Origin of the sequence: Caballeronia sp. LZ065, assembly GCF_031450975.1 — a bacterium.
Taxonomy (GTDB): domain Bacteria; phylum Pseudomonadota; class Gammaproteobacteria; order Burkholderiales; family Burkholderiaceae; genus Caballeronia.
In genome coordinates this window covers 1,490,690-1,510,415 of the sequence record NZ_JARUXV010000001.1, presented here as the reverse complement: position 1 = coordinate 1,510,415, position 19,726 = coordinate 1,490,690, and the positions used below count along the sequence as shown (strand labels likewise).

Below are 19,726 nucleotides of genomic sequence, written 5' to 3'. Positions count from 1 at the left end.
GCTGCTCCTATTAGATAGACCAGCCCGCCAGTCGAAGCAAGGCGATGAGGTCCGGATTCTGTCTGCACAATGCGAAGATGCGCTCGTGCGGTACGCTGGCGAAGTCGGGGTTGTCGATGTGCAGTGACGGGCAGCGCACCGCAAGCCGCCCGGTTGGATACTGCCGCGCCGCCCATTCGCCGCTCTGGTGCTCGATGTATTCGCCTGCCGCCTCTCGGCGTCGCTCCTCCTGCCGGGAGAGATAGCCAGCGCGGGACTGGTTCGCCGTCCACCGCGTGATGCACCGGCCACGTCCGTCCGTCTCGAAATGCGTGCGCTTCCGCTGGCATGTCCAGCACGAGGAGTTGTAGACCCTTCGCCGGGTCGTGCCGCACCGCTCGCACAGCCTGCCATCGAACCACGTTCGGCCTGCGATCAGCGCGTCAATGCGAGCCTGGTATCGAGTCTGCTCGCGCAGCGCCCGCTCGAAGGCGTGATCCGCACGAGCGATCTGGCGGTGGCGCGCCGTCAGCTTCGCGGCGTACGGTGCAATGGACCAAAGCCCGCGCTCGCGGTGCCGCCGTGCGCCCGCTGGTCGCGCCATGTCAGCGCCCGACCTTGCGCGCCGCAATCTCGGCGGTGAAGTAGTCGCGCACCTGCCGCTTGGTGAGAGCAAGCGCCTCCTCGCCGGTCATGGTCCGACGAATGGCAACACGCTGGCAGCAGTCGAGGACGGCAAGGAGGCCGCGCTGCGTCTGTTGGAGAATGCGCTTCTCGGCTGTCATCTCGGTCTTTAGCGCGTCGTCGTACAGTGCGCTCATGCCAACGCGTCCTCGACGCGACGCCAGATCAACGCGCCTCGGATCGTCTTGTGTACGGCGGTCGCTGTCGTGCCGATGTCAGAAACGATGTCTGCGAACCGATCCCCCGCGATGTAGCGATCCAGGATCGTGTCGCGCTCCTCGGCTGTCAGGCTTTCAAAGGCCATGGCACGTTGCACATCGAACGGATGCACACGGAGACGGCACGCGGTTACGTCGAAGCGTTCGGAAGTGTTACCGACTCGTGCTGCGCGAATTTGATTAGGCGTCAACTTAACCATTGCAGTAGCCTCGTCCATGGTCGGCCCTGTGCTTGATGAGCGCGTTATGAGGGTCGGCGGGATCGCGCTGCAAAACCGCAGCGGGGATAAGTTCGGGGCAGCGTGCCACAGCAAGCAGGAAGATGCGGTCCTGATTGTTCAAGGGCTGCTGGATCGGACTACCGCGATGGGTGCCATGCACGGTGAAGGACGGCAAGCCACCGTTGCGAGCGTCGCCTACCAGCGTGATGCCGGTGATCTCGTACTCGCGGACAGCGCGATCATCGTCGGCAGCGCGGATACCATTCAGGTGTTCATTGATAAATGCCGCCTCGGCGGCAGCGGCTTGCAGAATTTCACCCGCCGCTTGCAGGCGCTTCAACTGTGCCACCAGCGGTTCAGCGTCCCGGATAATCCCGCCGAGGTGGATCAAACGGTCGCGTGCCTCCGCTTCTGTGGTGGGCAGCGGGAATTGGTTCTCGGTCTTCTTTGCCATGTGTTACTCCTTAGTCTGTTGGTGGAAGCCCGGATGACGCTCCGGGCGTGCGGTCAAACTCATGCCGTCTTTTCGCCTGCGCTGCGATCTGCTGCTCTCTCAGCAGCCGAGGACTGGCCTGCGCCTACGCGTGCTCGGAAGGCCGCTGCATGACGAGCCAAAGCCTCCTCGTACATACGGACGCGCAATTCGGCGGGAATCGCCTCACCGTCGATGTGGGTCGGCACGTGCTCCATCACCAGTCGATATTCGTGTAAGAGGCCGCCTGCGGGCCGTGCATGCCGCCTCGCCGTACGCCTGCGATCCACGCAGCCGCTTGAGTCGCGACAGTCGCCCATCCGAGGCTGCTTGCCGCAGTAACGATGTCAGGGGGCAGCTTCGCCGCGACGAGCGCGACGCTTGCCGTGTCTCGCGGGTCGATGTGTTCGAGCCGCATGGTGCGTGCAACGCCCTCGCTATCGGTGTACGAGACGGTGCGCGAGCGCAGCAGGTGCGTCTCGCCTTCGATGGTCGTCGTGATGCTGCTTACGGTTGAAATGCTCATTGTTTTCTCCTGTGTGATTAGCCGAGCAAATGTGATGCGATTGCGAACATCGCTTTACGTCCGCGATAGTCGCTGCCTGTTGCGGTCGTTGCCCGTACGCGACCGCCGCTTGCGCGGGCCATGCTCATCTGTTTTCCCATATCCACAATCGCGGCGCGCACGATGTCAGGCGACTCGTGGACTGCGTCGATGCTGGCTTGATCGGTGACTGTCAGGCCATTGAGTTCCGCGAAGCGGATCGGGTCGTCGTACAGGTTTACGCCGTACATCGTCGTCAGCACACGTTCCAATTGATCGTCGTGCGTGATGGCGGACACCGAACCGCCGCCGAGACGCGAACGATTGGTGTTCATTCCATGCCCGCGAGACGGAAGGTTTCCGCCGAATTGCCGAACTTCATTACCTTGTGCGTCCATACGGACGACTCGTGCTCCGCCTGCCATAGTAAAGACTCCTCATTGAATTCTCGTGAAGAAGGCCACGAGTTAGCCTATGACTACTGCTGAATTCCCCTTGCTGCCCCCGTCTTAACGCGAGCAGCGCGCTGTCGCGCCGCCCATGTCGGCAAGCTGCCGGTCAGTGTCTCCACTGCTTCGCGCCAGACGACGACAGCGCCCTTTGACTTGCGCGCCGCCAGCCGGTCGTAGTAGTCGCGGGCGACGACGTTATTCTCCAAAGGATGTGCGATGTTCTTCATGTCTCATTCCTTCGACGCGTTCAGAGCGTCACTTCTTGAGTTCGAACGGTAGCGAGAAGTCAGCCTCGGCCTCTCGCGCCTCCTTGATACGCCTAGCGTGATCCTCGTCGCGGATCATGGCGGGCGTCATGCTGCGGCCATTGACCTCGCGGTCGCTGACCCACTGCCTCCATTGCTGTCGGCGGTTCGTCTGGTTCATGCCGTGGCCTCCAGGCTATACATGCCGCGATGCTTGGTCAGCAGGTCGATTGCCGACAGCAGCGCCGCTTCCTTCGTTCGCGTCAGACGCGGTTGCGGGGCCAGGATCGTTGGCGCTGTGCCACCCCATGCGACGGCGACTTCGTTCTCTGCGTCAACGACTTCGGCCCATTCCGGTGTGCTCGCCAGTTCGTCGGTCAGCTCAACCATCAGCCGTTTGCACTCGAAGCTAAGACCCGCGCCCCGCTGCACAATCAGATCACCGAAGATGCGCCCGGCATTCGGGTCTTCGTTCAGATGCGAGGCCGCATTCGTCTTGCTGCCACTCACCTGCCATTCGACGCCAACCAACGATTCACCGGCCATGACACCGGCCTTACGCAGCGACGGCAACAGTCGGCGGACGTTATCGGGCCGCTTGTTCGCATAGGCCGCGTACCAGTGGCAGAGCTTGTCGAAGCCGGGAGTTACGCCTCGACGCTTGTTCCTGAACTTGAGGCAGAATTGGGCGAACGCTCGCGCCTCGGGCCGCATACCGGTCAGGACGATCTCACGACGCAGCGCCTTCTCACCGATATGGCCTGCGATGGTAATCCCGAGCTTCGGCGCTTCCTGGGCTGTGACGATTTCACCAGTAACCAGATTCACGTAGCTCAGGGCTTCTCGCACCCGGTATCGGGTGATGATGTGACCGTTCACCTTGAGGCCCGTTGAGAGCCGCCGCCACTTCACAGCCGTCTGGAAGACAGCCCAGTCATCTACGGAATCTGTGCGACTGCTGCAAGTGATCAAGTCCGAGAAGCATCGACCGTTCTCGTATAGCGAATTACTGACTCTCTGCATCGATCCTCCTTTTGATAATTGCCGCTAGTGGCCGGATGGGCGCATGAGGCGGCGGGTCTGCATCACGTTAGTCATCTTATTGCGATACCTCGCAAACCATTGATTTACAAGGGTTTTCATCAGCGAAATGTGAGTTATTCCCTCCTACTCCCCTTCGCTGGACACTCACAGGAATCCAGTTCGCTTGATGGATCAGAGCTAGTCGAAGGATCGGCACGTCTCCCGACGTTCCACGCCCCTCGCTGCATACCACTGCCGCCTTCGGTCGGCCTCAATCAGCCTGTCCCGGTCCTTCTTCCGCACTCCCGCCGATGCGGGGCGTAAACGCAAAAAGGCGGGTTCTGCGACCCACCGAAACGCCGTACTGGCAATCTCGACACGTCTAAGAACCCGCCTTCCTACCGACACGAGAGATTGACGTCTCATGCGGTCGCTGCACTGGTGCGGTTCGGGAGAACTAGTCTCGCCAATCAGTGCAGCGGGACGGATTCTGTCAGACGGTTTCCGGGCTGTCAAGCGGTTTCAAGGGCCTCCGAAAGTGCCGCGCCTGGGCGCGCTCCCGCGCCGAGTACGGACGCCGTAGCCGCATGGCCCGCGCTATCTGTCCAAAGAGTCATGCGAATTTGGTCATTAAGCCAAACGCCGACTTTCCGGCCTCGGTTTAGGGCGCGGTTTCTTCGTCTTTTAAGTCGTCCAAAATCGGTCACTAGGCCAGAAACGGAGAAGCCCACACGGTGGCGGGCCTCGTCTCTGGCTGTTGCGGCCTGCGCCGCGCCGATCAATGGGCGTATTCGACGCCTGCTTCCACGTACCGGCAATCCAGCGAGCACTCGCCCGCCGCTTCCGCCCGGATCACCGCGTCGATTGCTCGAAGCTCGTCAGCCTTAGCACCGGTGGCCTCGGCTACGGCCTGCCACGCAGCAGCACCTGCCCACGCTGCCCGGACGGCCCGCAGCGCCTTCTCGCCGTCGCTGGCCGCCGCCGCCCACGGCGCGCCCTGAAGCTGCCAGCCTGCGGTGTCCGCCAGCGTCCCGGCCTCGGCCAGCGCCTCATACCCTGCCTCGCCCGCGTCGGCAAGCTCGCTCGCCCGGTCCTCATAGCCGACATAGAACTCCGCCTGGGCGTCCATGTCGCCCTGCCAGGCCGGGCATACCTCGCTGGAAACGAACGCCCACGACAGCGCACAGTGCTCGGCCATGCTAGCCGGGCGGTGGCCGATCATCTCGGCTTCCTCCTCGGTCGGCTCATCACCAATGGTCATCAACCAGCCCCAATCGACTTCAGCGAAGAATGCGCCCTCGTTGTAAGCCTCGTTCGGCGTGGAAATCATGATGGACGGATCGAAGGTTCCTGCATTGTTCTGGTTCATGGTCTTCTTTTACGGTATCGTGCGAGCGCGCTGGCCCGCGTGGTCAAGGTTGCCCGGTCGGTCTTGGCGGATAGGCCGGGTTGCTACGGTGTGCGGTGCCAGCGCCCTATTCAGCGGATGCCTCCTTAGCCGCCTTCATGATGGTGACGTGCGTAGTGCCGTACTCCTTCGCCAAACCTCGCGCCGTAGCGCCTGCGTCCAGCCGTGCCTTGATAGCGCGCTTCTCCTCCAGCGTGAAGCGCTCCGGCCTGCCACCGATGCGACCCGAAGCGCGTGCTCGCTCCAGCCCCGCGTGCGTCCGCTCCACGATCAGATCGCGTTCGAACTGAGCGAAGGCGGCGAACATGCGGCGCACTAGATCACCGGCAGCGCTCGTCACCTCCTGCACCGGTAAGTCCAAAACGACGACGCGCACGCCTGCGGCGCGCAGGTTCGTCACGGTCGAGTCCACGTCAGCCGCGTTGCGACCGAGACGGTCGAGCTTCGCCACGACCAGCGTATCGCCCGCCTCCAGCTTCTCGAACAGCTTGCGGAACACTGGCCGCTCCATAGCTGGCACGGTGCCGCTGATCGTCTCCGCATGCACTCGACGCGGCTCTACGTCATACCCTGCTTGCCGCGCCGCAAGCTGCTGATTCATGGTGTCTTGATCCTGCGTAGATACGCGGCTGTAAAGGAAGGTGCGCGACATCTTGATCCCCAGTTAGAAAACGTGGATAGAATGCTCGCATGGATAGAAACCGAATGCAAGGAGTTTCTTACCAACGCTACGCGAAGTTGCTAGGTGGATGCTTAACGAACGTTTTCTATCCGCATCGACTGCTGTCTTTGAGCGAACGGCGCATTCTGCTGCGCCTCGCTCGCCAGTCATTCAGCGAGATGAAGGCATGTGTGGCGGCTGTTCGATAGGTCACTGTCACCGGACCGGCGCTCACCCGCGTCCCGGCGCGGGCTGTCACCTGCCGTGCGGCGTCTGCTCAGAGGAGCATTCGTGCGCGCACCCGCGCCTCTTGAACGCGCTCGCGGGCGTACGGGGGCGCAGGCAGGCGCGTGGGCGGCGTAAGTGCCCGCGAATAAGTGGAGCATTTTTCGGGTCGGGCGATAAACTCACCGATCCATACATGAGCCAAGATGAGCAATGGAAGACCTACCAGAACGCCACCGCCGCTGGGTGGCTAATGCATACAGCGGCAAGATCAACGAGTTACATCATCAATTGGCTGTCGTGGTGGCTGCGTGCGACCGGTCACTTCACATGTTCTCTACACAGATGCATGTGCCCAATGAGAATCACCGCAGCGTGACGTTTGGATTTTCAGCATTCTTGAACGCTGTACAGACCCTCAAGGATTCGGTGCAGATCATTACTCGGCAGCAGCTTCCGTGGTCGAAGATAGAAGGTTTGCGTCACGGCAGTTTCATACGCGGTGCTCGTAACGCGACTACGCATGACGGACATCCAGTAGTGGATGGTTGGGCTGACGGGCGTTACTTCGTCCCAGCAAAGATAGTTCGAATCGACAACCGGGGAGACGTGATCCAGATTGAGGCACCGAAAAAAGACATTCGGACCGTATCTCTAGACTTTGCCAAAGACTTCTGTGTGTTGCTGAAGGACACATTGGCCGAAACGGAGAACGTGAAGGACTTGATCGGTACGCCCTTTAGCATCACCGAGCTAGACGAGACTTTTGCGAACTCAACGTTTATACCGGAGTTCGCCGCGCAGCTTTTCTTTAACAATCGGCAGGCGTTCGAAGCCGGTCTCGAAGTGGCGCGGCACGACCCAATCGCTAAAGCAAACAAAAGCCTTGAAGACGCAATTCGATACTGCGAAGCCATGCGGAAAGGGTGACGGTTGCGGCACTGACAGATGGACTTCCGCCCCGTGAATTCGTCTGCTACAATCGCCTCTCTTTGCTACACAGACCGCTTCCACATGGACAGCCGGGACAGTGAGGCAAGGCACAGTGGAATCTCGCAAAGCCTTGCCGGAAGGCAATCGGGGCGTAGCGCAGCCTGGTAGCGTACCTGCATGGGGTGCAGGTGGTCGGAGGTTCAAATCCTCTCGCCCCGACCAGTACAAAAAAGGCTCTCTGGTCTCGACCAGAGAGCCTTTTTCTTTGCCGCTCCAACCTGGCTTGAAAAGAACCCGCTTGGGAATCTGAAGAACCGTTACGTACACACGGCGAGCAAGAACAATGGCGTATAACAAGCTCAACAACCCACGCGCTTTTCCCGGCAATACGAACTTAGGGATGTCGCTTCGAGACTATTTCGCGGGTCAAGCCTTGGCGGGCGACATGGCAGACGATTCCCTGCCGAACGATGCCTCCTCCGATTTCCTCGACGAGCGCGCGCAGCTTTACTACCGTCTCGCCGATGCCATGCTCAAGGCCCGCGCGGAACAGGAAGCGCTCTCCAGCACCAGCGCAATGATGGGCTTCAGCGTCTGACATTCAACCGCCTTTTCGCGGCCGCCGAACATCGCTGCTTCAGGGCTCAATGCTCATACGTTAAGCCAGAGAAAAAGCTTGTCGATCAGCTATTTAAGCTCTAATCTTAACGTGACGCATAAGGATTCGCGCGCCATGCCCTCGACCGTTTCCACGCCCTTGCAATCCGGGCGCATCTCGTCCCATCGACCTTTCTCCCGTCTGCGCGAGGAAGTCTCGAGATGGTTCGATTCCACGAGTCACGCACGCGTTTCGCGCTACGGGCGCATCTATCCCGGCGGCAGCCGCTATGTCTGTCTGAGCGCGCCGAAGCCCGGCGGACGATACGCGCTCTACTTCTTCCATCACGGTGACGACGACTGGCGCATCTATCCGCCCTCGGGCGTCGGGCCGAGCATTGTTTATTGCTCTGTCGAAGCCAAAGTGCCCGCCGTTCGCGCCGCGCTTCGGCCCAAGCGTCGCTTGCCCGCCGCTCTCAAGTTCTAAGTTCCAGCAGGCCCTTAGCTCCTGACCGCAAGCAGCGTCTGCCCGGTGATGGCCTCGTCGATGGCACGCTTGTAGACCTTGGCGACATCCGCGGCGGCAATGCCCTGCGACGGATCCTTGCCCATCGATTGGAGCGTCTCCGCCACCCACCCCGGACTCACCGCGTTCACGCGCAACGTGCCTTGCAGTTCCAGTGCCGCGACCCGCACGAAGCCCTCCAAGCCTGCATTGACGATGCTCACCGCGGCCGCGCCGACCATGGGTTCCTGTGCCAGTGTGCCACTCGTCAGTGTGACCGAGCCACCAGCCTCCACATGTCCGCTCGCGCAGCGCACGAGGTTCACCTGACCCATCAGTTTGTTGGCGAGACTGAAGGCAAAGCCCTCGTCGTCGAGCGCGTCGAGGGGCGCGAACTTCGCCGCTCCGCCGACGCACACCACGGCACCCACCTGTCCCACGCGTTCATACAGGGCGACGATACTCGCCTTATCCGATAGATCGACAGCCACATCAGAGCCCTTGCGGCTTGCAGTGATCACGTCGTGGTGGGGTTCGAGGATCCGCTTGATTTCGGTGCCCAGCAGACCGGTTGCGCCAACGAGCAGTACTCGCATAAAGCCTCCTGAATCGATAGGACGGGATGGGATCGAGCAGGCGTTCATCGTACTGCGCCACTGTGCGGCACGCAGCGCATGGATGAAACACCGCGCTCTGCACAGACGAAAAAATGCCGCGACGAAGCGCGGCATTTCTCTGCTTTCCCGACCCAGACACGTCGATCATCCGCACACGGCCTTCAGCCGCCTAACAGGCCGATCACCTGAAGAATCTCCTTGCGCAACTGATCGACATCCACCGAGGCGTGTGCCGTCTGCGGCTCATTCGACACGCTCTCGCCTTCAGCTTCGTCAGCGCTTGCACGGCCTTGCGAGTCGAGGCGATTGCGCGCTCCATTGATCGTGAAGCCCTGCTCGTACAGCAGGTCGCGGATGCGCCGGATCAGCAGAACCTCGTGATGCTGATAGTAACGGCGATTGCCCCGCCGCTTCACCGGCCTCAGCTGCGTGAACTCCTGTTCCCAATAGCGCAGCACGTGCGGCTTGACGCCGCACAGTTCGCTGACTTCGCCAATCGTGAAATAACGCTTGGCCGGGATAGGAGGCAAGACGACTTTTTCCATCGTCGATCAACCATCTTGGTTATTGATGTCGATTGAAGCGCGGTGGTCAACAGCAGCAGAAAGCGCGGACGATGCCGCATGCTTTCCGTGAATCAGGGATCAACGTGCGAGATCCGTCTCCGCTCCCGTTTCAACCAGCGCCTTCAGCTTCTGACTTGCATGAAACGTGACGACCCGTCGCGCCGCAATGGGAATGGCCTCGCCGGTCTTCGGATTACGCCCGGGACGCTGAGGCTTGTCGCGCAACTGAAAATTGCCGAAGCCGGAGAGCTTGACGCTCTCGCCGCTCTCCAGCGCGTCGCGAATGACTTCGAAGAAAGCTTCGACCATGTCTTTCGCCTCGCGCTTGTTCAAGCCGACGTGGTCGAACAGCATTTCCGCCAGTTCGGCTTTCGTGAGCGTGGGCGTATCGCCGGGCGCGCTCGAGGTCGGGATATCTCGGGTCATGGCGCTGCGCTGCGCCGAAAGAAGGGCTTCGAAATCACTCGAGTTCATTTGGTTCATATCGGTAAAACGGCGCGTAACACGCTTGAGACCTTGGGCGTTGTGCGGATGGGCCACTCCAGAAGAAGGCTATCCACGCAATCGCGCGCCGTGTACTCGAGTCAGACGATCCACCAGTGTCTTGATGGCCGTATCGACTGTTTCGTCCTGAAGCGTGCCGCCAGTATCTTGCAACGTTACACGGAAGGCAAGACTTTTCTCGTGCGCGCCCAACCCTCCGGAAGTATTTGATTTTGGACGAAATTCGTCGAAAAGCGCAACCCTCGTGACGTGCCTGCAAGCAGGTTCCGAGCGGGCGTTTTCGAGCTCGTCGAGCAGCGCCCGAACCGGCACGTTCTGATCCACGACGACCGCGATATCGCGACGCACCGGAGGGAATTTCGACACCTCGGAGGTCGTCGGCAGCGCGCGTTCCATCAACGCTTCGGCATCGACTTCGAAGACGACCGGTGCATGCGGAAGATCATACTTTTGCTGCCAGCGGGGATGCAGTTCGCCGATCCAGCCCACCGCGCGCCCTGCCACTTCAATGCGCGCGGAACGTCCCGGATGCAGCGCCGGATGCTCGGCCTTCACGAAACGCGGCACGACCGGCGCGAACAGCGCCTCGACGTCGCCCTTGGCGTCGAAGAAGTCGACGTTGCGCGTCGCCGCGCCCCACTGCTCCTCGATGACCGGACCATACGCCAGGCCGCCGATCATCTTCGGCTGCGCATAGCCCTGCACGGTGAGTTCGCCCGCCTGCACGGACGCATCGCGATGAAACACGCGGCCCGCCTCAAAGACACGGATACGCTCGGCGCGACGGTTCAGGTTATGGCGCAGCACTTCGATCAGGCTGCCGAAGAGCGTCGTGCGCATGACCGAGAGCTGGCTCGCGATCGGGTTCAGCAGCTTGATGGGCTGCTCGTTGCCGGCGAAGTCCTTCTCCCACTCGGCATCGACGAAACTGAAGTTCACCGTCTCCGAGTAATCGCGCGCGGCAACCGCGTGACGCAGCACATGGATCGAACGACGGGTCTCGTCGGTGCGGCGCATTTCGCTGTGCGCAACCGGCGGACGCGCCGGGATCTTCTCGAATCCATAGATGCGCGCGACTTCCTCGATCAGGTCTTCCTCGATCTCGATGTCGAAGCGATACGGCGGCGGCGTGACCTTGAAGGTATCGCCGTCGCGCTCGAACGCGAGGTTCAGGCGCGTGAAGATCTGCGCGATCTCCTCGGCGCCGATCTCCACGCCGATGATGCGATGCGCACGCGACACGCGCATGGCCACCGGATTACGCTCGGGCACGTTGACGATCTGGTCGTCGACCGGACCCGCCGCGCCGCCACAGATGTCCAGGATCAGGCGCGAGATGATTTCGATGTGCTCGACGGTCGTCGAATAATCGACGCCGCGCTCGAAGCGATGCGCGGCATCGGTCGAGAAGTTGTACTTGCGCGCGCGGCCGCGAATGGCGTCGGGCCACCAGAATGCGGCTTCGAGATAGATGTTCGTGGTATCCAGCGACACCGCCGTGCTGTCGCCGCCCATGATGCCCGCGAGGCTTTCGACATGACGGTCATCGGCGATCACGCCGATGGTTTCATCGAGCTCGACGGTGTTGCCGTTCAAGAGCTTCAGCGACTCTCCCGGTTTGCCCCAGCGCACTTCGATCGCGCCGTGGATCTTGTCGAGGTCGAACACGTGCGACGGACGGCCGAGCTCCAGCATCACGTAGTTCGAGATATCGACGAGCGCGGAAATGCTGCGCTGGCCCGCGCGTTCGAGCCGCTCGACCATCCATTGCGGCGTCTTCGCGTGCGCGTTCACGCCGCGAATCACGCGGCCTGAAAAACGCCCGCACAGGTCCGGCGCGAGAATCTTCACGCGCAGCTTTTCGTCGAGCGTGGCCTCGACTGCCGGCACGTCGAGCGCCTTCAGCGGCGCACCGGTGATCGCGGCGGTTTCGCGCGCGACGCCATACACCGACAGACAATCCGCCTTGTTCGGCGTGAGCTTGATCTCGAAGACGGTGTCGTCGAGATTGAGCGCTTCGCGAATGTCCTGACCGACCGGTGCATCGGCGGGCAGGATCAGCAGGCCGCTGTGATCTTCCGACAGCTTCAGTTCGCGCGCGGAACACAGCATGCCCTGACTATCGACGCCGCGCAGCTTGGCGGGCTTGATCACGAACGGCTCGCCGCCCGCTTCGGCCGGCGGCAGCACGGCGCCCATCAGCGCGACCGGCACCTTGATGCCCGGCGCCACATTCGGCGCGCCGCACACGATGTTCAGTTGCTCGCCCGTGCCGGCATCGACCTGGCAGACGTTAAGCTTGTCCGCGTTCGGATGCTTCGCGACTTCGAGCACCTGGCCCACCACGATCTTCGTGGTGGGCGGGGCGACCGGCCGCAGGTCTTCGACTTCGAGGCCGGCCATGGTCAGCGCGTGCGCGAGTTCGTCGGTGGAGAGCTTCGGATCGACGAAACTGCGGAGCCAGGATTCTGGGAATTGCATGGATGTCTACGTTCGAAATGTTTGGAGTCTCTGGTCCGGCTTCCGCTAGTGCGAGCCGCCGGACGTCGCGGGCGCTGCGTGCGTCAGGCGAACTGGCGCAGGAAACGCAGGTCGTTCTCGAAGAACAGACGCAGGTCCTGCACGCCGTAGCGCAGCATCGTCAGGCGCTCGAGGCCGCTGCCGAACGCAAAGCCGATATAGCGCTCCGGGTCGAGGCCCATGTTACGGATGACGGTGGGGTGCACTTGGCCCGAACCGGAGATTTCCAGCCATTTGCCCGCGTTCTTGCCGTGTTCGAACATCATGTCGATCTCGGCCGACGGCTCCGTGAACGGAAAATACGACGGACGGAAGCGCACGAGAATGTCGTCGCGCTCGAAGAACTTCTTCAGGAAATCGGTGTAGGCGCCCTTCAGGTCGGCAAAGCTGATGTTCTCTTCGATCCACAGGCCTTCGACCTGATTGAACATCGGCGAGTGCGTGGCGTCGCTGTCCACCCGGTACGTGCGGCCCGGCACGATCACCTTGATGGGCGGCTTGTTCATGCGCGCGTAACGCACCTGCATCGGGCTCGTGTGCGTGCGCAGCAGGAGCGGCCGGCCGTCGGCATCCTGGCCGTCGACGTAGAACGTGTCCTGCATCGAGCGCGCCGGATGGTTTTCCGGGCTGTTCAACGCGGTGAAGTTGTACCAGTCGGTTTCGATCTCAGGACCGTCGGCGACATCGAAGCCGATCGAGCGGAACACCTGCTCGACGCGTTCCCACGTGCGCATCACCGGATGCAGCGTGCCGGCGCCGGCGCCGCGGCCGGGCAACGTGACGTCGATGGCTTCCGACGCGAGACGCTGGTTGAGCAACGCATCGGCCAGCGCCTGGCGGCGGGCGTTCAGCGCGGCTTCGACTTGCTGCTTCGCCTGGTTGATGCGCGCGCCTTCGGTCTTCTTCGCTTCGGGATCGAGCTTGCCCAAGCCCTTCAGCAAGTCGGTCAGCGCGCCCGACTTGCCGAGAAAGCGCGCTTTCTCGTTTTCGAGCGTGTTGGCGTCGGTGGCGTGTTCAAAGGCGCTTTTCGCGTCCGCGACAATCTGATCCAGATCCATTGATCCCATCTTCTTAACGTCGAAGTTCAAACAGAGGTTCGGTTTTGCTCATCCACGCCGATCCGCGCGCATGCGATGTGCAAAACCGTCCGACCAACAAAAACGGGGCTCGGTGAGAGCCCCGTTTTCTGCCTTCGTGCCGCCGTCAACAACCCGGCGACGAGAAGGCGAACCACGCAGTACTAATTTCGCAATTAGGCTGCAACGGCGGCTTTCACCTGCTTCACGATCGCAGCAAAAGCAGCCTTGTCGAACACAGCCATGTCAGCCAGCACCTTGCGGTCGAGTTCGATCGACGCCTTCTTCAGGCCGTTGATGAACACGCTGTAGGTCATGTCGTGCTGACGCACCGCCGCGTTGATACGCGTGATCCACAGTGCGCGGAACACGCGCTTCTTGTTGCGGCGATCGCGGTAGGCGTATTGGCCTGCGCGCATGACCGCCTGCTTGGCGATGCGATAGACGTTATTGCGACGGCCGCGGTAACCCTTGGCCAGACGGATGATCTTCTTGTGACGGGCCCGTGCGGTAACCCCACGTTTTACTCGAGGCATGTTGCGCTCCTTTGAGTGTTAGTTGAGGTTAGGCGAACGGCAGCATTGCGCGGACGGAGTTCAGATCGGAATCATGAACGGCCGTGGAGCCACGCAGATGGCGTTTGTTCTTGGTGGTTTTCTTGGTAAGAATGTGGCGCTTGAACGCTTGACCGCGCTTGACGGTACCGCCCGGACGCACCACGAAGCGCTTCGCAGCACTCTTCTTGGTCTTCATCTTCGGCATGAAACTACTCCAGTTTATTAGATGGTCATGGGTGTGCGGCTGATCCTTCCATGCTGGCCAAGACCCCTTCCCGCCCTTCGAAACCCACGCGCCACTTGTTTGCAGACGACTCGGTGAAGAATCGCCGCTTTTCATGACTGGCGTCACCGAGATGACGCCGGCCTGAAACTGCCGGCAATGCCGCGCCAACCGCCATTCGACGGCGCGCGATCCATTGCATGTTGCTTGAGGTTACTTGCCCTTCTTCTTCGGGGCCAGCACCATGATCATCTGACGCCCTTCCATCTTCGGCATCTGTTCGACCTGGCCGAATTCGTCGAGATCCGACTTCAACCGTTCCAGCATGCGCATGCCGATTTCCTGATGCGCCATTTCCCGACCGCGGAAACGCAATGTGATTTTCGTCTTGTCGCCGTCTTCGAGGAAGCGGGTGAGGTTGCGCAGCTTGACGTTGTAGTCACCGTCATCCGTACCGGGGCGGAATTTGACTTCCTTCACCTGCACGATCTTCTGCTTCAACTTCGCCTCGTGTAGCTTCTTCGCTTCCGAGTATTTGAACTTGCCGTAATCCATCAAACGGCAGACAGGCGGAGAAGCCTGCGGCGCGATTTCGACGAGATCCACATCGAGCTGTTCCGATTGACGGAACGCCTCGGCCAGTTTCACGATTCCGAGCGGCTCGTTGTCCACTCCGACCAAGCGCACTTCCGGCGCAGTAATTTCACCGTTGATGCGATGTGACGACTTATCAGTAGCGATGTTACGTTTCCTCTAAAAATTAAAAAACAAGCCGCGCTGCGAGTGACTTACCTGAACGCCCGCACATCCTGCTGCAGACGCTCCAGAAAAGCGTCGACCGGCATCACGCCCAGATCGACACCGCCACGAGCACGCACGGCTACGGTTTGTGCATCACGCTCCTTGTCGCCGACAACCAGCAAATACGGCACCTTCTGCAGCGTGTGCTCGCGTATTTTATAGCTAATCTTCTCATTGCGCAAATCGCACTCGACTCTAAGCCCTTGTTTTTGCAACGATTGGGCCAGATTCGCGGCATATTCTGCCTGACTTTCGGCAATATTGAGCACGACTGCCTGCGTCGGCGCGAGCCACGACGGCATGGCGCCGGCGTGGTGTTCGATCAGAATCCCGAGAAAACGCTCCATTGATCCGACGATTGCGCGATGGAGCATCACCGGACGCCGGCGGCTGTTGTCCTCAGCGACATATTCGGCGCCCAGCCGCTCAGGCAACACCATGTCGAGCTGCAAGGTGCCGCATTGCCACGAACGGCCCAGCGCATCCTTGATGTGGTACTCGATCTTCGGACCATAGAACGCGCCCTCGCCTTCGAGCTCCTCCCATTCCAGACCGCACGCGGTCAGCGCCTCACGCAGACCTTGCTCGGCGCGGTCCCAGGTTTCGTCGCTGCCCGCGCGCTGCTCAGGCCGCAGCGACAGCTTGATGGCGATGTGATCGAAGCCGAAATCCTTGTACACGCTCATGGCCAGCGTGTTGAACGCAATGGACTCGGCGATGAACTGGTCTTCGGTGCAGAAAATGTGCGCATCGTCCTGAACAAAGCCGCGCACGCGCATCAGGCCGTGCAGCGCGCCCGACGGCTCGTTACGGTGACACGACCCGAACTCCGCGTAACGCAACGGCAGATCGCGGTACGAGCGCAGGCCGTGATTGAACACCTGGACGTGACCCGGGCAGTTCATCGGCTTGATGGCGTAGTCGCGTTTCTCGGACTCGGTCGTGAACATGTTTTCACGATAGTTCTGCCAGTGACCCGAGGCTTCCCACAGCGATCGGTCCATGACCATCGGGGTCTTGATCTCGAGATAGCCGGCCTCGTTCACGCGACGGCGCATGTATTGCTCGACCTGCTGCCACAGCGACCAGCCCTTCGGATGCCAGAACACCATGCCGGGCGCCTCATCCTGCAGATGGAACAGGTCGAGTTGCTTGCCGAGCTTGCGGTGATCGCGCTTCTCGGCTTCTTCCAGCATGTGCAGATAGGCTTCCTGGTCTTCCTTCTTGGTCCAGGCGGTGCCGTAGATGCGCTGCAGCTGCTCGTTCTTCGAGTCGCCGCGCCAGTAGGCGCCCGCAAGCTTCATCAGCTTGAAGACCTTGAGCTTGCCGGTGGACGGCACGTGCGGACCGCGGCACAGGTCGGTGAATCCGCCATGCGAGTACAGCTTGATCTCGTCGCTTTCCGGGATCGACTCGATGATCTCGGCCTTGTACTTCTCGCCGATGCTCTTGAAGTACTCAACCGCCTCGTTGCGCGACACCACGCGGCGCGACACCGGCTCGTCCTTCTTGACGAGTTCCTGCATGCGTTTTTCGATCTTCTCCAGATCTTCGGGCGTAAACGGCCGGCTGTAGGAGAAGTCGTAGTAGAAGCCGTTGTCGATGACCGGTCCGATGGTCACCTGCGCCTCAGGGAACAGGTCCTTCACCGCATACGCCAGCAAATGCGCGGTGGAGTGGCGCACGACATCGACGCCTTCCGGGTCCTTGTCCGTGATGATGGCAAGCGATGCATCGCGGTCGATCAGGAAGGAGGTATCGACGAGTTCGCCGTTGAGCTTGCCGGCGAGCGCGGCCTTCGCGAGGCCCGCACCGATCGATGCCGCGACTTCCGCGACGGTCACCGGGTGGTCGTATTGACGGACCGACCCATCAGGCAAACGTACCGAAACCATATCGTTCTCCAGAACGCCGGCGCACGCCAGGCGATGTCGTTTGAGACTTGCCTCACGATTTCACGCGGAAAATCGGGAGACAAAAAAAATGCGGCCCCGCTATCGAGGGGCCGCATTCACTTTTCACACTGACCGCGAAACAATTTGGCAGAAGGCGAATTAGGTCCTCGACTAGCGTCGTTCCGAAACTGTTTCGGTCAACGTTCGACGTGCCATTTTCATTCGCCTTTTGCACCGAGCGCCGCCTGCGCGCCCTTCGCGGTTCGAAAACCCACGAACCGAAATTCGCAAGCCTTCTTTTTCGTTGGTAGGCTCGATTGGACTCGAACCAACGACCCCCACCATGTCAAGGTGGTGCTCTAACCAGCTGAGCTACGAGCCTGAAAGAAGTGAGATTATATGGAGTATTTCGAACCTTGGCAAGGGTTTGCCCGAGGAAACTTCAAGTTTATTCGGCGATCCGCGGATCTTTCGGTGATTTCCGCTTCGGCACGTCAGGCGGAAAACATCGAGCCGGCATGTCACGCACGCCGCGACGCGCGGATCACGCCCGGCACTTCGCCCAGCAATGTGCAGGCGCGCTGGATCTGCGCGGCGCTCGACACTTCCACCGTGAACTGCATGTACGCGACATTTCGGCGGCTCTGGCTCTTCACGCCGATCACATTGATCTTCTCGCGCGCGAACACTTCCGAGATATCCCGCAGCAAGCCTTGCCGGTCGGTCGACTCCACGGACAAATCCACCGGATAAACCGACGAGCCGCGCCCATTCATCACCTCCGCCGACCAGGTCGTGTGCAGCACGCGCTCCGGCGAGCGCTGCGCCATGCGCTTGAAGGTCGTGCAGTCGGTGCGATGGACCGACATGCCTTTGCCGCGCGTCACGAATCCGGCGATCGGGTCCGGCGGCGCGGGGCGGCAGCAGCGCGCCAGTTGCGTCAGCAAGGCATCGACGCCAACGACGAGCACGCCCGTCGACGCGCCATGAGCCACGCTCTGCCCACTGCTGCGCTTCTCGAACTGCTCGGGCGCTTCCGGTTCGGGCTCGGGTGGCGGCGCGTCGGAGAGCGCCTGCTCGATATTGCGCAGGCTGAACTCGTCCTTGCCGACGACCGCGTACAGCTCCTCCGGCGTCTTGAAGCCGAGCTTCGTGGCGAGTTGATCGAGGCTGACGGACGTCTTGCCTTCGCGCTGCAGCGTCTTTTCAACGATCGTCCGGCCCGCGGCGATGGTCTCTGCCGCGTCCGCCGCGAGGAACCACGAGCGCACCTTCTGCCGCGCCCGCGGGCTGTGCAGATAGCCGAGCTGCGGGTTGAGCCAGTCGCGCGACGGACCGCCCTCCTTCACCGCGACGATCTCGACCGTCTGTCCGTTCTGCAGTTGCGTATTCAGAGGCACCATTGCGCCGTCGACACGTGCGCCACGACAACGATGCCCCAGCTCGCTGTGCAGGTGATAGGCGAAATCCACAGGCGTCGCGCCGTGCGGCAGCGCGATCACGCGGGCCTGTGGCGTCAGCACGTAGATGTGGTCGTCGTCGAGGGTGGCGTCGCGCAGATGCTGCCAGCCGCGCTTTTCAGATTCCGCATCGCCTTCGCCGTCGCCTTCTACATCGTCCTTCCAGGCCAGCAGCTGACGCAGCCACGCGATCTTCTCGTCGTATTTCTCGCTCGCGGTCACCTGGCCCGCGTAACCGCGTGCGCCCGCTTCCTTGTAGCGCCAGTGCGCCGCCACGCCGTATTCGGCGAACTGATGCATTTCCTGCGTGCGGATCTGCACTTCGAACGCGCGCCCGTCGTCGCCGATCACGACCGTGTGCAGCGACTTGTAGCCGTTCGGCTTGGGGCGTGAAATGTAGTCGTCGAATTCGCGCGGAACCGGCTGCCACAGGTTGTGCACGATGCCGAGCACGGTGTAGCAATCCTTGATGTCGCCGACGATCACCCGAAACGCACGCACGTCGTTCAGCTCGGAGAAGTCGAGATGCTTGCCGCGCATCTTCTTCCAGATGCTGTAGATGTGCTTCGGCCGGCCGCTCACTTCGGCCTTGATGTGCGCGGTGTCCAGCTCGCGCTGCAAGCGCGCGATCGCCTCGGTCACATAGGTTTCGCGTTCGACGCGCTTTTCGTCGAGCAGCTTGGCGATGCGCTTGTAGGTAACCGGATCCTGGAAGCGGAACGAGAGGTCCTCCAGCTCCCACTTCAGTTGCCAGATACCGAGCCGGTTGGCGAGCGGCGCATAGATTTCGAGCGTCTCGCGCGGCACGTCCGGCGGCGGATCGGTCTTGTGTGCGGCATGAAAGCGCAAGGTCTGCACCCGCGACGCCAGCCGGATCAACACCACGCGAATGTCCTGCGCGAACGCCAGCAGCATCTTGCGCAGCGACTCGACCTGCGCGCGACGGGCGGCCTGCGCGTCGCGGGTATCGGGAAACTCGGCCAGCGTGGCGCGCGAGCTGACCGAGCCCAGCCGCAACAGCTTGCGGACATCGCCGACAAGACGCTGCACTTCCGGGCCGAAGCGCTCGGTGATCAGCTTCTCGGGATCGTCCAGATGCGGCGCCAGCGCGAACAACGCCGCCGCCGCGACCGCGTGCGCATCGACATTGAGCGTCTGCATGATGCGCGCGGTACCCACCGCGTGCTCCGCGAGCAGTTCGCCCGTGGACAGCCGGGCGTCCCGCGCGTGCTCGCGCACGAACGCGAGCGCGTCGTCGATCGACGGCTCGGGCCAGGTCTCGGTGGGAACGGCGGTTTCGCTCATGCGGGAAATGCGACTGCTTCAGCCGATACGAAGGT

The 19,726-nt window shown here is 61.5% G+C and carries 24 protein-coding genes and 2 tRNA genes; 4 read left to right on the top strand and 22 right to left on the bottom strand.

What is annotated here, in order from left to right:
- Positions 1-10: 10 nt before the first annotated feature.
- From QCE63_RS06910 to QCE63_RS06860, 11 genes are all read right to left on the bottom strand, one after another.
- Positions 11-583, bottom strand: coding sequence for a hypothetical protein (locus QCE63_RS06910; RefSeq protein ID WP_309831802.1), 573 nt, complete (start codon positions 581-583; stop codon positions 11-13).
- Position 584: 1 nt separating this feature from the next.
- Positions 585-800: a hypothetical protein gene (locus QCE63_RS06905; protein WP_309831801.1), complete on the bottom strand. Its 216-nt coding sequence runs from the start codon at positions 798-800 to the stop codon at positions 585-587.
- A complete protein-coding gene (locus QCE63_RS06900) occupies positions 797-1,081 on the bottom strand; it encodes a hypothetical protein (protein ID WP_309831799.1) in 285 nt (94 codons plus the stop codon). Before QCE63_RS06900 ends, QCE63_RS06905 begins: the two co-directional genes overlap by 4 nt.
- The gene (locus QCE63_RS06895) at positions 1,074-1,556 is read right to left on the bottom strand and encodes a hypothetical protein (protein ID WP_309831797.1); all 483 of its coding nucleotides are present in this window, start codon (positions 1,554-1,556) and stop codon (positions 1,074-1,076) included. Before QCE63_RS06895 ends, QCE63_RS06900 begins: the two co-directional genes overlap by 8 nt.
- Positions 1,557-1,791: 235 nt before the next feature.
- Complete coding sequence (locus QCE63_RS06890) at positions 1,792-2,100, bottom strand: hypothetical protein (protein ID WP_309831795.1); 309 nt, start codon at positions 2,098-2,100, stop codon at positions 1,792-1,794.
- 17 nt (positions 2,101-2,117) lie between these two features.
- Positions 2,118-2,453 carry a hypothetical protein gene (locus QCE63_RS06885; protein ID WP_309831793.1) on the bottom strand — a complete coding sequence of 112 codons (336 nt, stop codon included), beginning with the start codon at positions 2,451-2,453 and terminating at the stop codon, positions 2,118-2,120.
- A 143-nt stretch (positions 2,454-2,596) separates the two neighbouring features.
- The gene (locus tag QCE63_RS06880) at positions 2,597-2,797 is read right to left on the bottom strand and encodes a hypothetical protein (protein ID WP_309831792.1); all 201 of its coding nucleotides are present in this window, start codon (positions 2,795-2,797) and stop codon (positions 2,597-2,599) included.
- Between the two features lie 28 nt (positions 2,798-2,825).
- Entirely contained in the window at positions 2,826-2,996 is a 171-nt protein-coding gene (locus QCE63_RS06875; RefSeq protein WP_309831790.1) for a hypothetical protein, read from the bottom strand.
- Positions 2,993-3,694 carry a hypothetical protein gene (locus QCE63_RS06870; protein WP_309831789.1) on the bottom strand — a complete coding sequence of 234 codons (702 nt, stop codon included), beginning with the start codon at positions 3,692-3,694 and terminating at the stop codon, positions 2,993-2,995. The genes QCE63_RS06875 and QCE63_RS06870 overlap by 4 nt, the downstream gene beginning before the upstream one ends.
- Before the next feature lie 922 nt (positions 3,695-4,616).
- A complete protein-coding gene (locus tag QCE63_RS06865) occupies positions 4,617-5,207 on the bottom strand; it encodes a hypothetical protein (RefSeq protein ID WP_309831787.1) in 591 nt (196 codons plus the stop codon).
- 106 nt (positions 5,208-5,313) lie between these two features.
- Positions 5,314-5,898 (bottom strand): recombinase family protein, encoded by a 585-nt coding sequence (locus QCE63_RS06860; protein ID WP_309831785.1) that lies wholly within the window; start codon positions 5,896-5,898, stop codon positions 5,314-5,316.
- Between the two features lie 447 nt (positions 5,899-6,345).
- On the opposite strand from QCE63_RS06860, the gene QCE63_RS06855 reads away from it, so the two are divergent.
- The 4 genes from QCE63_RS06855 (at position 6,346) to QCE63_RS06840 (ending at position 8,149) form a co-directional block, all read left to right on the top strand.
- Positions 6,346-7,062 carry a hypothetical protein gene (locus tag QCE63_RS06855; RefSeq protein WP_309831782.1) on the top strand — a complete coding sequence of 239 codons (717 nt, stop codon included), beginning with the start codon at positions 6,346-6,348 and terminating at the stop codon, positions 7,060-7,062.
- Between the two features lie 148 nt (positions 7,063-7,210).
- Positions 7,211-7,287, top strand: a tRNA-Pro gene (locus QCE63_RS06850).
- Positions 7,288-7,510: 223 nt separating this feature from the next.
- The gene (locus QCE63_RS06845; protein ID WP_309831780.1) at positions 7,511-7,663 is read left to right on the top strand and encodes a hypothetical protein; all 153 of its coding nucleotides are present in this window, start codon (positions 7,511-7,513) and stop codon (positions 7,661-7,663) included.
- Positions 7,664-7,798: 135 nt separating this feature from the next.
- On the top strand, positions 7,799-8,149 hold the full coding sequence (locus tag QCE63_RS06840; protein ID WP_309831778.1) for a hypothetical protein: 351 nt from the start codon (positions 7,799-7,801) through the stop codon (positions 8,147-8,149).
- A 14-nt stretch (positions 8,150-8,163) separates the two neighbouring features.
- Here the strand turns inward: QCE63_RS06840 and QCE63_RS06835 are convergent, their stop codons facing one another.
- The 11 genes from QCE63_RS06835 to QCE63_RS06785 form a co-directional block, all read right to left on the bottom strand.
- Positions 8,164-8,763: a short chain dehydrogenase gene (locus QCE63_RS06835; protein ID WP_309831776.1), complete on the bottom strand. Its 600-nt coding sequence runs from the start codon at positions 8,761-8,763 to the stop codon at positions 8,164-8,166.
- A 182-nt stretch (positions 8,764-8,945) separates the two neighbouring features.
- Positions 8,946-9,329 (bottom strand): MerR family transcriptional regulator, encoded by a 384-nt coding sequence (locus tag QCE63_RS06830; protein WP_309831774.1) that lies wholly within the window; start codon positions 9,327-9,329, stop codon positions 8,946-8,948.
- A 99-nt stretch (positions 9,330-9,428) separates the two neighbouring features.
- Positions 9,429-9,833, bottom strand: coding sequence for an integration host factor subunit alpha (locus QCE63_RS06825; protein WP_309808019.1), 405 nt, complete (start codon positions 9,831-9,833; stop codon positions 9,429-9,431).
- 69 nt (positions 9,834-9,902) lie between these two features.
- Positions 9,903-12,335, bottom strand: a complete 2,433-nt coding sequence (gene pheT / locus QCE63_RS06820; protein WP_309831773.1) for a phenylalanine--tRNA ligase subunit beta — start codon at positions 12,333-12,335, stop codon at positions 9,903-9,905.
- An 83-nt stretch (positions 12,336-12,418) separates the two neighbouring features.
- A complete protein-coding gene (gene pheS, locus QCE63_RS06815) occupies positions 12,419-13,432 on the bottom strand; it encodes a phenylalanine--tRNA ligase subunit alpha (protein WP_309831771.1) in 1,014 nt (337 codons plus the stop codon).
- Between the two features lie 194 nt (positions 13,433-13,626).
- Positions 13,627-13,986: a 50S ribosomal protein L20 gene (gene rplT / locus QCE63_RS06810; protein ID WP_008350196.1), complete on the bottom strand. Its 360-nt coding sequence runs from the start codon at positions 13,984-13,986 to the stop codon at positions 13,627-13,629.
- A gap of 28 nt (positions 13,987-14,014) precedes the next feature.
- On the bottom strand, positions 14,015-14,212 hold the full coding sequence (gene rpmI, locus QCE63_RS06805; protein WP_006052501.1) for a 50S ribosomal protein L35: 198 nt from the start codon (positions 14,210-14,212) through the stop codon (positions 14,015-14,017).
- Positions 14,213-14,443: 231 nt separating this feature from the next.
- A complete protein-coding gene (gene infC, locus QCE63_RS06800; protein ID WP_309833713.1) occupies positions 14,444-14,971 on the bottom strand; it encodes a translation initiation factor IF-3 in 528 nt (175 codons plus the stop codon).
- Positions 14,972-15,018: 47 nt separating this feature from the next.
- On the bottom strand, positions 15,019-16,926 hold the full coding sequence (thrS, locus tag QCE63_RS06795) for a threonine--tRNA ligase (protein ID WP_309831769.1): 1,908 nt from the start codon (positions 16,924-16,926) through the stop codon (positions 15,019-15,021).
- A gap of 305 nt (positions 16,927-17,231) precedes the next feature.
- Positions 17,232-17,308, bottom strand: a tRNA-Val gene (locus tag QCE63_RS06790).
- Between the two features lie 139 nt (positions 17,309-17,447).
- A complete protein-coding gene (locus tag QCE63_RS06785) occupies positions 17,448-19,691 on the bottom strand; it encodes a bifunctional (p)ppGpp synthetase/guanosine-3',5'-bis(diphosphate) 3'-pyrophosphohydrolase (protein WP_309831767.1) in 2,244 nt (747 codons plus the stop codon).
- Positions 19,692-19,726 lie beyond the last annotated feature (35 nt).

What these genes read in the sequence shown, in the direction of transcription:
- QCE63_RS06905 (WP_309831801.1), bottom strand. Translation starts at nt 800, where the DNA reads ATGAGCGCACTGTACGACGACGCGCTAAAGACCGAGATGACAGCCGAG.
- QCE63_RS06880 (WP_309831792.1), bottom strand. Translation starts at nt 2,797, where the DNA reads ATGAAGAACATCGCACATCCTTTGGAGAATAACGTCGTCGCCCGCGAC.
- QCE63_RS06785 (WP_309831767.1), bottom strand. Translation starts at nt 19,691, where the DNA reads ATGAGCGAAACCGCCGTTCCCACCGAGACCTGGCCCGAGCCGTCGATC.
- rplT (WP_008350196.1), bottom strand. Translation starts at nt 13,986, where the DNA reads ATGCCTCGAGTAAAACGTGGGGTTACCGCACGGGCCCGTCACAAGAAG.
- QCE63_RS06840 (WP_309831778.1), top strand. Translation starts at nt 7,799, where the DNA reads ATGCCCTCGACCGTTTCCACGCCCTTGCAATCCGGGCGCATCTCGTCC.
- QCE63_RS06875 (WP_309831790.1), bottom strand. Translation starts at nt 2,996, where the DNA reads ATGAACCAGACGAACCGCCGACAGCAATGGAGGCAGTGGGTCAGCGAC.
- QCE63_RS06865 (WP_309831787.1), bottom strand. Translation starts at nt 5,207, where the DNA reads ATGAACCAGAACAATGCAGGAACCTTCGATCCGTCCATCATGATTTCC.
- QCE63_RS06860 (WP_309831785.1), bottom strand. Translation starts at nt 5,898, where the DNA reads ATGTCGCGCACCTTCCTTTACAGCCGCGTATCTACGCAGGATCAAGAC.
- QCE63_RS06845 (WP_309831780.1), top strand. Translation starts at nt 7,511, where the DNA reads ATGGCAGACGATTCCCTGCCGAACGATGCCTCCTCCGATTTCCTCGAC.
- QCE63_RS06825 (WP_309808019.1), bottom strand. Translation starts at nt 9,833, where the DNA reads ATGAACCAAATGAACTCGAGTGATTTCGAAGCCCTTCTTTCGGCGCAG.
- pheT (WP_309831773.1), bottom strand. Translation starts at nt 12,335, where the DNA reads ATGCAATTCCCAGAATCCTGGCTCCGCAGTTTCGTCGATCCGAAGCTC.
- QCE63_RS06885 (WP_309831793.1), bottom strand. Translation starts at nt 2,453, where the DNA reads ATGAACACCAATCGTTCGCGTCTCGGCGGCGGTTCGGTGTCCGCCATC.
- thrS (WP_309831769.1), bottom strand. Translation starts at nt 16,926, where the DNA reads ATGGTTTCGGTACGTTTGCCTGATGGGTCGGTCCGTCAATACGACCAC.
- QCE63_RS06910 (WP_309831802.1), bottom strand. Translation starts at nt 583, where the DNA reads ATGGCGCGACCAGCGGGCGCACGGCGGCACCGCGAGCGCGGGCTTTGG.
- QCE63_RS06835 (WP_309831776.1), bottom strand. Translation starts at nt 8,763, where the DNA reads ATGCGAGTACTGCTCGTTGGCGCAACCGGTCTGCTGGGCACCGAAATC.
- QCE63_RS06895 (WP_309831797.1), bottom strand. Translation starts at nt 1,556, where the DNA reads ATGGCAAAGAAGACCGAGAACCAATTCCCGCTGCCCACCACAGAAGCG.
- QCE63_RS06890 (WP_309831795.1), bottom strand. Translation starts at nt 2,100, where the DNA reads ATGAGCATTTCAACCGTAAGCAGCATCACGACGACCATCGAAGGCGAG.
- QCE63_RS06855 (WP_309831782.1), top strand. Translation starts at nt 6,346, where the DNA reads ATGGAAGACCTACCAGAACGCCACCGCCGCTGGGTGGCTAATGCATAC.
- QCE63_RS06900 (WP_309831799.1), bottom strand. Translation starts at nt 1,081, where the DNA reads ATGGTTAAGTTGACGCCTAATCAAATTCGCGCAGCACGAGTCGGTAAC.
- rpmI (WP_006052501.1), bottom strand. Translation starts at nt 14,212, where the DNA reads ATGCCGAAGATGAAGACCAAGAAGAGTGCTGCGAAGCGCTTCGTGGTG.
- pheS (WP_309831771.1), bottom strand. Translation starts at nt 13,432, where the DNA reads ATGGATCTGGATCAGATTGTCGCGGACGCGAAAAGCGCCTTTGAACAC.
- QCE63_RS06830 (WP_309831774.1), bottom strand. Translation starts at nt 9,329, where the DNA reads ATGGAAAAAGTCGTCTTGCCTCCTATCCCGGCCAAGCGTTATTTCACG.